Raw genomic sequence first — 15,081 nt, 5'->3', positions numbered from 1 at the left:
CTGGAAAAAAGCATTATTTATATTTGAACTAACAGAAAAAGAATATTATACAAAAATGCTACCAGATGAACTTATTGAAATACAAAATAAAAAACACTCATAATTTCGTAAAAACTACTTACAAAACCCACAGTAAAAATCCCTACAGCTTTTAAACTTAGATCGATAATATTAAAATTAATTTAAGCCGGCGGAAGGCACCTTTAGGTGTCTTTTCTTTATTTTTACAAGGAGCTGCTCAATTAATTTTTAAAAACATAATAGGGAATATTGTTTTATTTATCTCATTTTCATTCATGCTATATATAAAATTCGTTAATAAACCCACCTCAAATACTAGTTCCTTTTATAAGCCGTTTTTTTGATGTAGATGACATTATTCTCAATACAATAGAATGAATTATGGGAACATACTTAGCAATATATATCAAAAAATAATATTAAGAAAACCCCTCCACCTTAAGGTAGAAGGGATCTTCTAATTTCTATTTCAAACTACCCAAAATTTCCGTAAAGGTACCCTAAGCGCATGTGTATCTGGATATCCTAAACTTCTTTCACCAACTACCACTCCTCTGCCGAACGATCTTTCACCGATAGATTGTATGCCGTGAAGTGCTACTTGTAACATTTCAATTTAGATATACGACAGTAAAGAATACATTATCACAGTGTCAGCAAGCAAAAGTGTATTCTGCATTTCTGAAAACAGTAGATGGCAGATTGTGACCTACTGAATCTGCTAAGAAAGAATATACAAGAACATCCTTAACATCCTCTTTATTTCCACTAATGATGACATCAAGGAAATCTTCTACTTGAAATTCTGGAGTAAACAACACAATCTTAGTTGTTCTGTTTGGTTCTAAAGAAACAAAAGTACGAGAGATTTCAACTAATTCATTTTGAGTTGGGAAAAAGGTGTTTCGACTTCTCTTAACAGTTACCGTTACATTACTAGTATGGCAGCGTGAATCATTGTTTAACATAATGTTGAGAGCAGTTGGAATAATCCCATTTTCAGAAACTGGAACTCGAAACACTCCAGTAGATTTATGAGCCATATAATCAGATCCTTCCAAAATAAAATATATTTACAATATATTAGATGCAAAAAACGTTCATTTTGATATGGACAAATTATATGATTAATATATCTATAATAACCCTCGGTATTACTAAGCCAATGTTTTAACAGATTAACAAATATCGCGAGAACCAATCGAATGTATATTAAAAGTAAAAAGAATAAGTCGTCTAAAAGCCCCCTATTTTGATCCAATAATGAGACATTATGTTAATCTTATATGTATAGCTGCACAAAATTGAGAAACTTAAGGAGACAGATAAATTTTATGAGAAAATTATCTATATTACTTACTTTCATTCTAGTATTAGTCAGTGTTACGGCTGCTTGCACACAAGATAAAACAGATAGTGCCATTGAAAATGGTTCAATAGAAGAACCAACCGCAAAAAATGAAAATGAAGAATTAATAAATTTTGAAGAAAAAGATGATATGAGCCGCTTGAAACAAGGTATTTTATTAGTTGGTGAGAGTGTTAAAGGAGGCTATTACTTGACCGCCGTTCAAAGTGCATATTTAAATGCTAGCAACGATTCCGTAGTTGTTAATGTCTCTGTAAAAAATGTACGAGGTCAAACGATTGGACTATCAGAATTAAAATATAACTTAAAAGATGAAAAAGACGGAAAGATCTATAAAGGAAATGTGCTTGATCAAAACCCTTCTGATATACAAGTTAAACCAAATGAAACGGTAGAATTGAAAATAGCTTTTGAAGTACCACGTACCGCAGATGAATATATGTTTTATATTGAAAGCTCTTTAGACCCTCTACAAACATACTGGAAAATTGATAAGCTACAATCACAAACAAACTAAATCTGAAATAAGCAAAAAGCAATGAAAAATTTGATATAGATACAAATGAATACTATATAAACGTAAGACCATCGATTTAATGAATCGTTGGTCTTTTTCAAAAAATGCCCAAAAACTAAGAGATAAAAAAGAACTAACCTCTAGAAGAGATTAGCTCAATATATCCAAAGCTATTATGGTACATAGTTTTATGAGCAAACGTTATATAGTGTTGTATGGGATACATAACCTGTCATCCCTTTATATGTAACTTTTAACCACTGTTTAGAATTACTGTAATGACCTTGAACATATTCACCAGTTACCCATGTTCCAGTAATTTTCGTACCATCATTAAATGTATGTAAGACAGGTGAATCGACAGTATAACCACTGCGCATCTTTGCACCATATACACCTACCGTACCTCCCTTTGCACAAGCTGCTACTACTGTTTCATTTTCAGTAGTATTCGTAGCCGCGAAAGCAGAGCCGTTAAATGTAAATAAAGTAAATATAAAAGCTGTTAGTACTGTACAAATAGATAAACGACGTAACAAAATAAATTCCCCCTTTTTTTATAATTTACTTCTTCACAAATGATTATCTTAAATATTCTAACTATTTTCAATATATTAATGTTGAGAAATATTAGTTGTATTTTTGAAATAAGATTTTATCAAAAATAGTAACAAACTCATATTTTACAGGGAGAGCACCGAAAGAAGTCTTCTACATATCAACTATATAAAAATCCCTCCACCTTAAGGCAGAGGGACTTTCCAATTCCTATTTCAAACTACCCGCAATCTCCGTAAAGATAACTCCAAGCGCATGTGCACCTGCATCAGGGTATCCTAAACTTCTTTCGCCAACTGTACCAGCGCGGCCCATGCGAGCTACGATTTCTTTCGTGTACTCTGCTCCTTTAACCGCTGCTTCTGCCCCTTTTTCAAAGGCAGTTTTTACGTCTACTTCGTTTGAGGCGCTATCTAACCAAGAGTCTACACATGGAGCAAGTGCGTCAACAAGCGTTTTGTCACCAACTACTGCTCCTCTGCCGAATGATCTTTCACCGATCGATTGGATGCCTTGCAGTGCTGCTTGCAGTATTTCAGCGAATTCTTTCACTGTTAACTCACGCTTCTCGCCTGCTGCTTTACTAGCTGCGCGGAATGCACCGCCCCAAATTGGACCAGAAGCGCCGCCGCAATGTTCCATAATAATCATGGAGCAACCATCAAGGAATGATCCGATTGTTACGTTCTCTTGATCTACAATAGAATGCCACTCACGTTTTAATTGCTTAAATCCTTTTGCTACACTCATTCCGAAATCGCCGTCACCAGCGTGCGTGTCTAACTCACAGAATGGTACTTCATTTTTAATGATAATATCGCTCATTTTATCAACGAGATAAATCATGTTGTTTAATGTAATGACATTATCTTTAATAACAGCGTGTTCTTCCGCCGTTTCTAGTTCAAATGAAACTTCCTTCTCTTCTGTTTCTTCAAGTACATTTACATACTCTACACTTTCAACTGGTCCATCTACTTTAAACGCTGGTGTGTTACATTCTTTCGATAGTAATGTTTTTAACTCATCATCTAACTTCATTACAGTTAAAGACATACCAGCCATATCGATACTCGTCATATAGTTGCCGACGAATACTCTATTAATTTTAATGTTTCTAGCAGCTAATTCTCGCGTCACTGCATTGTTAAATAAGTAAAGTTCCTGCAGTGGTGTTCCGCCAAAACCGTTAACTAGAAGTGCGATTTCCTCGCCATCTTTTACTCCTAAATCTTTTACAAGATCGTTTGTCATACGGTTAGCTAGTTCATCTGCTGACAACATTTTTTCACGCTTAATTCCTGGCTCGCCGTGAATACCTACGCCGTATTCCATTTCATCTTCCGCAAGTGTGAAAGTAGGTGATCCGCTCGCTGGAACTGTACAAGACGTTAACGCTAAACCAATTGTGCGCACGTTAGCCGCTGCTTTTTCTGCGACAGCTTTCACCGCTCCTAAATCCATACCTGCTTCCGCTGCTGCGCCGGCAATTTTATGAACTAAAATAACTCCTGCAACGCCGCGGCGTCCTACTGTATACAGACTATCTTCTACCGCAATATCATCGTCCACTTTGACGTAGTCGACTTCAATTCCATCTTCCGTCGCTAAATGCGCACCGTTTTTGAAATTCATAATATCGCCGCTATAATTTTTAATAATTAATAACGTACCTTTTTTACTAGCTGTTTCTTTAATTGCTTGATATACCTGAATTTGTGAAGGAGAAGCAAAAACATCTCCGCACACCGCCGCATCTAACATTCCTTTTCCGACTAATCCTGCATGTGCCGGCTCATGGCCACTACCGCCGCCACTAATTAACGTTACTTTGTTTTCGTTCATTTCTTTCTTCTTAATCACTTTATATTTTTTCAAAAGTTCAAGCTCTGGGTGAGCCATAACCATTCCGTTACACATTTCCATTACTAATGTTTCTGGTTTGTTTATAATCTTTTTCATTGTGATTATCCCTCAATTCCTTTAATATATTGTGATATATTTGAAATCTTCTTCTTACTACTCATGTTAAAATGAAAGCGTTTTATAGTAAACGGACAAAATGGACAATCTGTCTAAAGACACCGCTCTCATTTATAGATAGGATTTTTATATTACTAACATTCTAGGGATGATTCAGATGACCTCTTCTATAATTTCTAAAAAGATAATCGCGAACTCATTGAAATATTTAATGGAAACAGAGTCGTTTCATAAAATATCAGTGAGCGATATTATGTTACACTGTCAAATGCGTAGGCAAACTTTTTATTATCATTTTAAAGATAAATTTGAACTATTAAGCTGGATTTATAGAGAAGAAACGAAAGAAAATATTATAGACTTTCTCGATTATGAAAAATGGGAAAACATTTTTGATTTATTATTTGATTACTTTTATGAAAATCAAAAATTTTACCGAAATGCTTTTAAAGTTATTGAGCAAAACTCGTTTAATCACTATTTATTTGAGCATACGAAAAACTTATATATGAAGATTATTGATGAACTATCTGTAAGCTGTGGATTCAGCCTTTCTGATGAGACAAAAAATACGATTGCCTCCTTTTATAGTCACGGCTTCGTTGGAACAATAAAAGATTGGATTGAAAGCAAGTGCGAAGTAGATCCTTCCATTATGTCTTCTCTTATGAAAAATATGATAAACAATCAATTACTACTATTACTTGAGCAATCAGCAAAGTAATTAAAGGGTGGCAAAAGCAATGAAAAAGATTATGAATGATGTACAACATATCGTTCAAGATATGCTGCATGGCTTTTATTTTGAACATAACGACAAAGTAAATTACGACGAAACAAATAACATCATTTATGTAAAGGATATCGAAAAACTAAAGCAAAACGTCGCGATTATAAGCGGCGGTGGTAGCGGACATGAACCCGCTGATATTGGCTATGTAGGAAAAGGTATGCTTACAGCGGCAGTAAACGGCAGCATTTTCACTCCGCCTACAGTGGAACAAATTGTAGCGGCTACTCGCCTCATGCCAAAAGATAAAAGTATTTTATTCATCATTAAAAACTTTAAAGATGACGTTGAGAACTTTCTAGCGGCTGAGCAGATCGCTAAAGAAGAAGGAAGAAAAATTGACCATATCATCGTAAATGACGACGTTTCAATTGAAGATGATGCTTCTTTTAATAAAAGAAGACGCGGCGTTGCTGGTACTGTTTTCATTCAAAAAATACTTGGTGCGGCTGCTCTTGAAGGTCATTCTTTAGAAGAACTAACGACAATTGGCCGTTCTGTTACAGAAAACTTACACACATTAGGAGTTGCTCTTTCACCTGCAAACAATCCAGTGAAAGGAAAAGCTTCATTCACATTAAACGAAGATGAAGTCTTTTATGGCGTTGGTATCCACGGCGAAAAAGGTTACCGTAAAGAAGCACTATCCTCTTCTGAAATATTAGCGATCGAACTAATGAACAAACTTAAAAGCATTTATCGCTGGAGAAAAGGAGACAACTTTGCCATCCTTATTAACGGACTCGGCGCAACGCCATTAATGGAACAATACATTTTCGCAAATGATATTCGCCGTTTGTGTGAACTGGAAGGATTGCAAGTTACATTCGTAAAGGTTGGTACGCTGTTAACTTCTTTAGATATGAAGGGTGTTTCACTTAGTTTGCTTAAGGTAGAGGATTTGAATTGGGTGAAGTGGTTGAAGGTGGATGTTAGAGTGGGTAATTGGTAAGTAAAAATTATGATGATAAAAGCCTTTAACTATAACAAGTTAAAGGCTTTTTACAAATTGAAATATCGCACGAGCGTTCAAAAGAAATTCGTAATCACCTCACTGAAGGATGACAGGTCTTCCAAATAAAGCTGGATGATAAATTAACATCGCTCCTACAAATGAACACACTAAACAAAAAACAGCCTCGTATTTTATGACTAGAGAAGAATTCGTATCAAACTTTTTTCCCTTTCTTTTCAATATCATTTTAAATAATGCTGTATATAATACATACCCAATAATCGCCCCAAGGGTATTCGTAAATAAATCATCAATATCCGTAATTCTATTATTTAATAATTGATTTAACTCAATTGCCAATGAAAAAAGGAATCCCGCACATACGGTGTTTTTCATTTTTCTAAATTGCGGCCAAATAGTCGGCAATAAAAAGCCGAACGGCATAAACAGTACAATATTTAAAAGATACGTAGTACTACCCGCCGTATCAAATAGAGTCAAATTAATTTGATTTACACGAATCCACGTTGCATATCTACTTATATCCCATACAGTCGCGATCTGCGTCACTTTATACACTAACGAAAGGTAAAATAGAAAAACATATACCCATAGAAAATGCAGAATAGATATATTTCCTTTCGCTTTAGAGTACAATCCAATTTGAAACACCACACAAAAAATAATAGTAAAAAAATACGTATACAAATAACTAATCAAAACTCCTGTATGCATGTGGAATCCCCTAACGTTACATTTTCATCTATTATTTTAGAACATAGTTTAAAAAATAGTACTTTCGCTTCAAATATCGGGAATATATTAAAAATATAAAATCCCCACTCCTTCATTTTCAGTCTCCTCCTTGATGTAACTTGTTTATAGGATAGGAAAAACTTTTAAAATAAAAAGTGGGGTAAATATAAAATTTTTCTTAAATTTTATGTTAGTTTTTATTATTACTCTTATTAGGAATCCGCTATTCGTTGTTAGGTAACGCCATGCTTACACCTATAAAAGTATTGAATTACTGAAGAATTCTGTCCTCAATATAACAGCAGATTCACATCAAAAATGTAAATCCTCATTTCCTTTGTATTTTCCTTTATTAAGTCTTTTTCTTATGAATAATTCTGCCACAATTAAATTAGGTACCCATGCTAACCAAGCAATAATAGCGTAACTAAGTTCAAACCGCTCTATTCCAAATAGAACGATAAACAACGGTAGCCAAATTCTTAATGTAACTGCTCCAAAGGTTAAAGAATAATTTCTAATCATCCAGTTCCGATGCTCTTTAATTTTTTTATTCTTAACTCTATGTAACGCTTGATATGCTGATACTAGCCAAAGTATGGATAACAAACCGAAACCTAGCTTCGCTACCAATCCTCCCGTAGCATAAAAGGATAGATATAGTCCAGAAACGCCTCCTAATAATATACCAACCATATAGATTCTCCCAACTATTCGATGACGGTTAATATTCCTTTCTCTAAATTTAGTGGATAATGTAAAAGGACCAATTACTAATGCTACTATACTAGTCGTAATATGTATAAATAACATACTATACCAGAAATCACTTAATTTAGATCCAAACATAAGCTTCGCTTTTACAAGTCCTGTTTGAAATCCATCCATAATAAAATACTGGACAACAATATAACTAGCTACTAAAAGAGCAAAAAAAGTGAATACAAGCCAAATTTTTCTGTTCAAATTTTACTGCCTCCCCATTACATTCACGAAAATTAGATTATATATTACTGTTCATTCTCGGGAAAAAGAGAAAAGCCTTCTAGCGAAATGAAGTGACCTCCGAAAAAGGGACATTTAATTGATTAAGATTTCCAAAAATAATGAATATATATGTTATATTGTTAGACGTACTGAAAAAGATAAACAGTACAGAAATGGGGGTTTTTCTAATGGATATGTTGCAACAAGTAATAGACAAATTTAAAATGAGCAAACCCTCAAGTATATCATTCTATACTTGAGAGTTTACTCATCTATCCCTTCTCATCCCTCATACTGTAATACCCCAAATTAATAATAATCAAGAAATACCCACCCATAATTCCAGCTGCAAATGTCCACATGAATTCATGATGTTCAATTTCATACATAATAATCGCGCCGAGTATTGCGGCTGCGAACCGATTTATCATTCCGAGCATCGGTGCTTTTTCTTTTTTTACAATGCTATCTCCGAACTTTTCAATACGCCTTCCTAAAATCCAGGCGCAGTACATACTCACCAAAAGGCCAATGCTTATCCCGACAAACTGGGCTCGAAAAGGTGTCACGAGCCATCCCAATAACATTACGCCTAGCAAACAATACATTTGTATGTTGAATGATCTTAATGCCATACGAATCATGTTATTCTCCTTTATCTTTCTCATTGTAATTCCGTATTATCAATCCAATCTTTCAGGATTCAAGCTTTCAGCTATATCTTTTTTAAAATGAGGAAATTTGATTTTGCTCACCATTAAATAAGCGAGTACGCATGTACCAAATGCAACGGAAACTGGATTATTTAGGCGACATAAAATGAGGAGACACATCGCCGCAAACGGAATGGGCATGCCAATAAAGGTCGGGAGTTTGCTTTGCTGTGTGTTAAATCTCGCAAGCCGAAGCATTCCGCAAATACTGTAAGCGAGCGCGCATATCATCCCGATAGACTGCAAATCTTTTAACGAAGCATTATATGCAAGAATAGATGGTGCCACACCAAAAGTAACTAAATCCGCAAATGAGTCCAGCTCTCCACCAATTTCTGAAACAGAATCAAGTTTCCGAGCAATCATGCCATCAAACAAATCAAGGACCATACCTGTAATAATGAACATAACTGCACCGTACATATCCTCAACGAAAACAGCATGAATAGCCAAAAGCCCACACACAAAATTTGCTATCGTAATCATATTTGGTATGTAACTCATCACATGCTTCCCCTCCTTTCTACTAATTGCTTCATCTAAGTTCTTACTCATTACAATCAAGATCCTTCTGCTTTTCTTCCAATATCACTTTATTTATTTTCGTTAACGTCTCTGTCATTTGCTCTAAGGCATTTATATCGATTTTAGAAAAGTATTTCTCAATTAATACATCATCTAACTCAGACAACCGCTCTATATACTTACTACCGTTTGGACCAAGTGTAAGAAAATACTCCCTTTTATTATTAGGGTTTACTTGTTTTGAAATCATCTGTTGCTTTTCCAATTTCGATAAAACTTGGCTCACCGCACTTTTCGTTATATTAAACGTATTCGCAATGTTATTTGCTGTCGTGTTTTCATTTAAATGAATATGAAATAACATGCTCTCTTGCTGCCCAGTAAGACCGAACTCATCCTTTAAATCTTGAAATAGTAAAATATAAAGTTCCGTATAGGCTCGATTCATTTCATTAATTACTTCTTTATACGTTCTAGTCATAGCATCCTCCATACTTTTATTTCGTTTCACTTAATAGTTAAGTTTACTTAACTTAACTATATTATACCGTTATGTTTGTGTAAAGGGAAATATAACTCTACACTTTACTCACAATGATACAAAAAAGAAGACACTCTTCTAAAACAAGTTTAGTCGCTTCTGTCTCACTGCTTTCCTCATCCAAATACTTGGTAAGTAATTCTGAATAATCAAAAAGAAAATCAATAAAATTCCATATAGACCCATTACTGGTTAAAATGTTATAATGGAATTACCCTACATAGTTACTCATAGCCAGACTGAGGAACTAGCGTCTTATTAAGTAATGCGCATAACTAAAATAAAAAAGACACTTTACGGTGTCTTTTTTATTTATATTCCTAGGAATTATCTCTTTTATAAACAGACTCTATCAAACAGTAAAGGAGACTAACAGATGGAACATCCTGTTGCAAGAGAATTACGTTTTATACGGGTATGTCTTATCATTTTGATTATTGTCATTGCGTTTTGGGACCGGGAGAAAACTGTAGAAAGCGATTTAAATTGTCTTTTCTTTATAAACTACATCCAAAAAGTTGGATAGCTTCTTTTACTACTCATGTTATTGATGAATAAAGCAATAACTACAATAACTACGGAGCCAATTAAAACTGGTGTTACTAAATAACTCCAACTATTTGCCCCTAAAATAACGATAATCGGATCGGCCCCTGCCGGAGGGTGCGTCGTTCTCGTTAACATCATAACGGCTATTGCCATCCCCACCGCTAAAGCAATTGTCCAATATTCATTCCCAAACAAATGATATATTGATAGACCAATGAAAGTTGAAATCAAATGTCCTCCAATAATATTACGCGGCTGAGATAATGGCGCATTCCAAACTCCAAATGCTAATACACAACTCGCCCCAAATGGAGCCATTAATAATTCTGTAGAGGTTATGCTCGTTAAATATGTTAAGGTAAGAATTGTTAAAAATCCCCCTAGTAGTCCTGTTAAAGAGTCCTTTATATTTACTTGTAATGGACTTCTTCCTTTCCCTTTCATTTTCGTAAAATATCGTACACTTATTGGTTGAGGATCTTTCTGCTTAGTTGCTGTTATATTATCCATCGTTCTCCTCCTTTATTTACCAACAATTATAACTCGACATAACTAACCTGTAAATATCAATTTTAGAGGTTAGTTAAAGAATAAAAAAAAGAATCAACTGTTATAAGTTGATTCTCTAGACTTCTTCAAATTTTCGATCCTGAAATTTTGCTACCTTTTTCCGGTTCCCACATATTTTCATAGAACACCATTTTCGTTTCCCACTCTTATCTATAAATAATAAAACACAGTCAGGATTTGAACACCTTTTAAGGAAAATAAGCTTATTTTCTGCTATTAACGTTAAAGCATCAAATGCAATTAACGATGCGAGTATATCCTCGATTTCTCCAACCGGGATAGATACTAGCTGCTGTTCAATGATTTTATATGTAAATGGTGCCTTCTCAATTTGTTTTTCTAAATACGTAATAAAATCATTAGAAATCTCTTGTTGATCAGCAATTGCCTCAAACTGTTTTCTCAGTACTTCTCTTACCTCTAATATGCTAGATGTAACTTGATTCGTGCGCTCTTGAATCCTTATAAATGTTTTTTCATTCCAAAAAGGAAGATTAACCTTTATTACATGTAGCCATTCTAATATATCTTCATTTGTTATTAATAAATCATAACGTTGTCCACGCCTAACTAGCTCTGTATTTACTAAATCTAATGAGAGATTTCCAGATATAAGCGGGAATTGTTTTTTGTCCTGCATGTACTCATCACCTTCTCTTTAAATAATCATATTCCAAATTAATACAGCAGTGCAACTTTTTTATAAACTACAAAGTATGAAGATCCAAGCCTTTAGCCATAATTACGACTAAAGGCTTTTTGTATGTAAGTAAATGAAAAAGGAGCTAATTTTATGGAACATAATAAAAATGGAATACTTGCTTTAATTGTTTTATTTTTAGGATTAGTGTTTTTTGTTAGTGGAATGGTTTATCATTTATGGGGCTCATTTTAATTTCAACTTTTAGACGGATAAATAACTCGAATCAGAGAAATGCACAATATTTTCCCTTTTCCTTCCAAAATTAATATAATAAGATATAAAATGTAATACATATAAAGACAAATATATAGCACTCATTAAAGTGCTTCTATTTTGGAAGGAAGAAACGATGAACAAAAAGTTATTAGCCCCATTATTATGTAGCACATTCTTGTTTGGAATATCAGCTTGCGGTTCACATGATGCACCTGCGATAAATGAGCAGGCGACTTCTAAAAAAACAGAGAATGAGAAACTTAGCAGCAAGGATTCGCAAAAAGAACTTCCTACCAATGTAGATTCCTCTGATGTATACATGTCAATGGGATCTGCCGAGTCATTAGATGTTATAGGGACTGGAGAAGTTAAAGCACAAGGTGTCTTTAAAGTATTAGACATCGCAGTTTATAATCGTAAAGAAGAACCCATTACACTAGATATTAACAACTTTAAATTAATTGATGGATTTGGAAGAGAATATCACATTTCTAATGAATATCAATCCGTACTTAAAGCTGCAAATACGTCTACATTTAAATTTGGTATTGTTAACCCTGATGAACATTCGGACGGAAACATTGTATTCGATGTACCGAAAAACACGCGAGGATTAACTTTAAAATTTAATAATGATAAGTTAGATAAAGAGCTCCAATTAAAAGTGGAATTGGAATAGGCAAAATAAATACGTCTCCCTTAACATTCTCTACTAACATAAAAAAGTACAGTCTTTTCTACAGCAGACTGTACTTTTTCATTTATCATTTCACATAACATTCCCTAATTTTTTTGACTAGATGCTCTCCAATCACGAAAAGATGTTGGGCGTCCAGAAAAAGCTCTTTGCTTTGTAACAGATGGTTTTTCTTCAGGAGTCATTGTTTTTTCTTTAAGCGTCGCTGGTTTTTCTTTAAGCGTCACTGATTTTTCTTCAAGAATAGTCACAGCTGTTTGCATTTTCTCTAACTGTTCTTTCAACAATTGTTGTTCAATCTTTAAATCCGTAAGTAAACGTAAAATCATCTCAGAATTAGCCATAAGATCCTCCTTCCCCCAATACACAGAATAAAATACAATATGTAGAAGGCGGGATACCGGTGACAAAAATAAGGTCGTCAACTCTTTTTAACTTCTAAAATCCTTTTATTTTTTTAAGGACCTGCTCCATTCATCCTTAAAAACATAAATTAAATTAAATCCATTAATAAATGGTCTTTATGGAAGGAGGAGTTAATATGGGCTATGGCGGTAGTTGTGGTGGAGGCTGTGGTTTCGGCGGCGGATTTGCCTTACTTGTTGTGCTCTTCATCTTATTAATCATCGTTGGCGCTAGCTGTTGGGGCGGCGGATTCGGCTGCTAAGGAGAGGCACTCTTGAGAGTGTCTTTTTTTTGGTATGTGGCTCGTATACATATTTAAAAAAATTTCCGTTCTAGAAGTACTATAATATTAGCTTAACATGTCAGTTCCCCCTAATTAATAGGTGGTTCTAGCCTATAGAATTCTTTTAAATATAAAATGAAACTATATTTCTCAATGAATAAAACAATTTAACATGGTAAAATAATATTTGGATGGGAGTCCAATATATTATTAAAATTAAGATGGTTCAAGTCGAAGGAAGGCACCTTAGGGTGTATTTTCTTTTTTATAAATAATTATAAAGTAAAATTGCAAAGGATGCTTACTACTTACAAGGAACATTTTCTTCCCTACAACTATTTATTTGAAACTAATTACTATTATAAATATAAAGAAGTTATGGATAAAGTAGTGAGGTAAATAAAACAAAATATAGATTTAATTCATGTTTCTCAACGAGGTACCACCAGCATTTTCAAAAAAATACGCTAAGCAAAAAAAATACGCTAAGCAAAAAAAATAATCAGCTGTCCATATGGACAGCTGATTTACATCATTACATTTCTATTATTTATCTTACCACTTGTACAGATACTGGTTTCCACCCCTGATTTTCTACCCAATCAATATTAACCTTATATTTTTTATTATTTTGCTTATCTCGTACATTACCGTAGGCTTTATTATTACCATTATTCCCAATAAAATCGAAAATCAATTGGCTCTCTGGAACATCAACAGCATAAGAAATTGCTTTTTTCATCTCACTCCAATCTACTGTTCCTTCTTTAAATTTCATTTCAGGTTTTGCTCCTTGCTCGGTACCAATTGGCTTCCAAGAAGGATTAGTTTGAGAACCCTTTTCTTGAGATGCCGTTTTTTCTTCCTCATTATTTTCATTTCCGTTCGTTTTTACCGATTTTTCTGCTTTTGATTTCTCTTCTAGCTGTGCTGCTTCTTTATCTTCAATTTTCTTCTCTTCTATCTTTGCTGTTTCTTTATCTTCAGTTTTCTTCTCTTTTATCTTTGCTGTTTCTTTATCTTCAGTTTTCTTCTCTTCTATCTTTGCTGTTTCTTTATCTTCAGTTTTCTTCTCTTCTATCTTTGCTGTTTCTTTATCTTCAGTTTTCTTCTCTTCTATCTTTGTTACTTTCTTTTCTTGAGCAATTGCTTTCGTTGATGTATTAGAAGGGGTAAACAATTGGTATGTCACTATACCAACTGTCACTAATACCAAAGTAAATGCAATATTAAAAATTGCCTTTTGACGACGATTCTGTTGTTTTTCTTGAAATCTGCTTACTTGTCCCATTCTTCAAACCTCCGTGTTTACTTTCTCCTCTACTCTTTATGTATTATCCCTAAAATTCTTAATATTTTTATTAAACAATAGAAATAAACTACACTTTCCATACAGGATTTCATATCATAATAAAATTTGTGTTTTTTCAAGTATCTGACATATGTTATTCAAAATAGTTTAATACATTAAAAATAGATAAGCTTCTGCACTTAAGAAACTTTCAATTTTATTCAAAGGTGATTCCAATTATGTCCATATTAGATCTCCTGTAGAAAGCTTTTTAACAATTAAACCTCTTCTTCCCTTATTTATAATTTTTAAATTAAATTTCCCTCTATAGTATAATAAAGATGTTTCGTTTTCTAATGGGGTATGTCGTAAAATCAAAAGGGATTTTATCTCTTTTACCTTCTTTTCAGAGTAAATTTCACCACTAGGAAATTCTATTATTCCTAATGTAATCTTTAATTCGCTCTCATCGAAAGGCCACTCCTTATTAAATTCCCTTATCTTTTGTATAAAGCTTCTTTTGGTTTGTCCTATATATAGCAATGTTACACTCTTAGCACATACTCTAGAGATTGCAAATATCCCCTTTTTAGAAGCTTCTTCCCTATTATAAAAATCATTTATACTATACATTCCATACCATTTAATATGT

18 protein-coding genes and 3 pseudogenes are annotated in these 15,081 nt (G+C 33.7%); 7 read left to right on the top strand and 14 right to left on the bottom strand.

Annotated features, from left to right (window positions below; translation table 11 throughout):
- Positions 1-103 (top strand): annotated as a pseudogene (locus tag ACQGSG_RS20655) (tetratricopeptide repeat protein); the annotation flags it as partial.
- 444 nt (positions 104-547) lie between these two features.
- Here the strand turns inward: ACQGSG_RS20655 and ACQGSG_RS20650 are convergent.
- Positions 548-634 (bottom strand): annotated as a pseudogene (locus ACQGSG_RS20650) (dihydroxyacetone kinase, ATP-dependent); the annotation flags it as partial.
- 40 nt (positions 635-674) lie between these two features.
- Positions 675-1,064 carry a hypothetical protein gene (locus ACQGSG_RS20645; RefSeq protein WP_000940662.1) on the bottom strand — a complete coding sequence of 130 codons (390 nt, stop codon included), beginning with the start codon at positions 1,062-1,064 and terminating at the stop codon, positions 675-677.
- A gap of 291 nt (positions 1,065-1,355) precedes the next feature.
- Between ACQGSG_RS20645 and ACQGSG_RS20640 the strand changes: the two genes are divergently transcribed.
- Complete coding sequence (locus ACQGSG_RS20640) at positions 1,356-1,907, top strand: DUF4352 domain-containing protein (RefSeq protein ID WP_098877255.1); 552 nt, start codon at positions 1,356-1,358, stop codon at positions 1,905-1,907.
- A gap of 188 nt (positions 1,908-2,095) precedes the next feature.
- Here the strand turns inward: ACQGSG_RS20640 and ACQGSG_RS20635 are convergent, their stop codons facing one another.
- Entirely contained in the window at positions 2,096-2,446 is a 351-nt protein-coding gene (locus tag ACQGSG_RS20635) for an SH3 domain-containing protein (RefSeq protein ID WP_000946195.1), read from the bottom strand.
- Positions 2,447-2,675: 229 nt separating this feature from the next.
- Positions 2,676-4,427, bottom strand: a complete 1,752-nt coding sequence (dhaK, locus tag ACQGSG_RS20630) for a dihydroxyacetone kinase subunit DhaK (RefSeq protein WP_000720739.1) — start codon at positions 4,425-4,427, stop codon at positions 2,676-2,678.
- Between the two features lie 178 nt (positions 4,428-4,605).
- Between dhaK and dhaS the strand changes: the two genes are divergently transcribed.
- Together dhaS and dhaQ are read left to right on the top strand one after the other, a co-directional pair.
- Complete coding sequence (gene dhaS / locus ACQGSG_RS20625) at positions 4,606-5,172, top strand: dihydroxyacetone kinase transcriptional activator DhaS (protein WP_000204212.1); 567 nt, start codon at positions 4,606-4,608, stop codon at positions 5,170-5,172.
- Between the two features lie 19 nt (positions 5,173-5,191).
- Positions 5,192-6,190: a DhaKLM operon coactivator DhaQ gene (gene dhaQ, locus ACQGSG_RS20620; protein ID WP_098292799.1), complete on the top strand. Its 999-nt coding sequence runs from the start codon at positions 5,192-5,194 to the stop codon at positions 6,188-6,190.
- Between the two features lie 99 nt (positions 6,191-6,289).
- On the opposite strand, the gene ACQGSG_RS20615 is transcribed toward dhaQ, so the two are convergent.
- The 5 genes from ACQGSG_RS20615 to ACQGSG_RS20595 all read right to left on the bottom strand — a co-directional run bounded on the left by ACQGSG_RS20615 (position 6,290) and on the right by ACQGSG_RS20595 (position 9,655).
- Complete coding sequence (locus ACQGSG_RS20615) at positions 6,290-6,928, bottom strand: VanZ family protein (protein WP_098292798.1); 639 nt, start codon at positions 6,926-6,928, stop codon at positions 6,290-6,292.
- A gap of 333 nt (positions 6,929-7,261) precedes the next feature.
- A complete protein-coding gene (locus ACQGSG_RS20610) occupies positions 7,262-7,915 on the bottom strand; it encodes a DUF2306 domain-containing protein (protein WP_325842736.1) in 654 nt (217 codons plus the stop codon).
- Between the two features lie 293 nt (positions 7,916-8,208).
- Positions 8,209-8,580, bottom strand: a complete 372-nt coding sequence (locus ACQGSG_RS20605) for an ATP synthase subunit I (protein ID WP_000620602.1) — start codon at positions 8,578-8,580, stop codon at positions 8,209-8,211.
- A gap of 39 nt (positions 8,581-8,619) precedes the next feature.
- A complete protein-coding gene (gene pssA, locus ACQGSG_RS20600; protein WP_003312692.1) occupies positions 8,620-9,204 on the bottom strand; it encodes a CDP-diacylglycerol--serine O-phosphatidyltransferase in 585 nt (194 codons plus the stop codon).
- Positions 9,197-9,655: a MarR family winged helix-turn-helix transcriptional regulator gene (locus ACQGSG_RS20595; RefSeq protein WP_000198946.1), complete on the bottom strand. Its 459-nt coding sequence runs from the start codon at positions 9,653-9,655 to the stop codon at positions 9,197-9,199. The genes pssA and ACQGSG_RS20595 overlap by 8 nt, the downstream gene beginning before the upstream one ends.
- A gap of 436 nt (positions 9,656-10,091) precedes the next feature.
- Here ACQGSG_RS20595 and ACQGSG_RS20590 point away from each other — a divergent pair.
- Positions 10,092-10,190, top strand: a pseudogene (locus ACQGSG_RS20590) (YmzC family protein); the annotation flags it as partial.
- Positions 10,191-10,219: 29 nt separating this feature from the next.
- Here ACQGSG_RS20590 and ACQGSG_RS20585 read toward each other — a convergent pair.
- On the bottom strand, positions 10,220-10,774 hold the full coding sequence (locus ACQGSG_RS20585; RefSeq protein WP_000368840.1) for an HPP family protein: 555 nt from the start codon (positions 10,772-10,774) through the stop codon (positions 10,220-10,222).
- Positions 10,775-10,889: 115 nt separating this feature from the next.
- Positions 10,890-11,474, bottom strand: coding sequence for a CGNR zinc finger domain-containing protein (locus ACQGSG_RS20580; protein ID WP_001152931.1), 585 nt, complete (start codon positions 11,472-11,474; stop codon positions 10,890-10,892).
- A gap of 412 nt (positions 11,475-11,886) precedes the next feature.
- On the opposite strand from ACQGSG_RS20580, the gene ACQGSG_RS20575 reads away from it, so the two are divergent.
- On the top strand, positions 11,887-12,432 hold the full coding sequence (locus ACQGSG_RS20575; protein ID WP_001035570.1) for a DUF4352 domain-containing protein: 546 nt from the start codon (positions 11,887-11,889) through the stop codon (positions 12,430-12,432).
- Between the two features lie 104 nt (positions 12,433-12,536).
- Here ACQGSG_RS20575 and ACQGSG_RS20570 read toward each other — a convergent pair whose 3' ends face one another.
- Complete coding sequence (locus ACQGSG_RS20570) at positions 12,537-12,794, bottom strand: hypothetical protein (protein WP_000013694.1); 258 nt, start codon at positions 12,792-12,794, stop codon at positions 12,537-12,539.
- Between the two features lie 197 nt (positions 12,795-12,991).
- Between ACQGSG_RS20570 and ACQGSG_RS20565 the strand changes: the two genes are divergently transcribed.
- The gene (locus ACQGSG_RS20565) at positions 12,992-13,117 is read left to right on the top strand and encodes a YjcZ family sporulation protein (protein WP_000540377.1); all 126 of its coding nucleotides are present in this window, start codon (positions 12,992-12,994) and stop codon (positions 13,115-13,117) included.
- Positions 13,118-13,688: 571 nt separating this feature from the next.
- Here the strand turns inward: ACQGSG_RS20565 and ACQGSG_RS20560 are convergent.
- Both ACQGSG_RS20560 and ACQGSG_RS20555 read right to left on the bottom strand, forming a co-directional pair.
- On the bottom strand, positions 13,689-14,429 hold the full coding sequence (locus tag ACQGSG_RS20560) for a YrrS family protein (protein WP_065845511.1): 741 nt from the start codon (positions 14,427-14,429) through the stop codon (positions 13,689-13,691).
- A 237-nt stretch (positions 14,430-14,666) separates the two neighbouring features.
- Positions 14,667-15,081: sodium:proton symporter (locus ACQGSG_RS20555; protein ID WP_426947932.1), on the bottom strand; the 415-nt coding region annotated here is incomplete at its 5' end.

Source organism: Bacillus sp. GMa5/1 (assembly GCF_050172015.1).
Lineage (GTDB): Bacteria > Bacillota > Bacilli > Bacillales > Bacillaceae_G > Bacillus_A > Bacillus_A cereus.
Note: the sequence above shows the minus strand (reverse complement) of the source record. Positions and strands in the feature narration are given on the sequence as shown.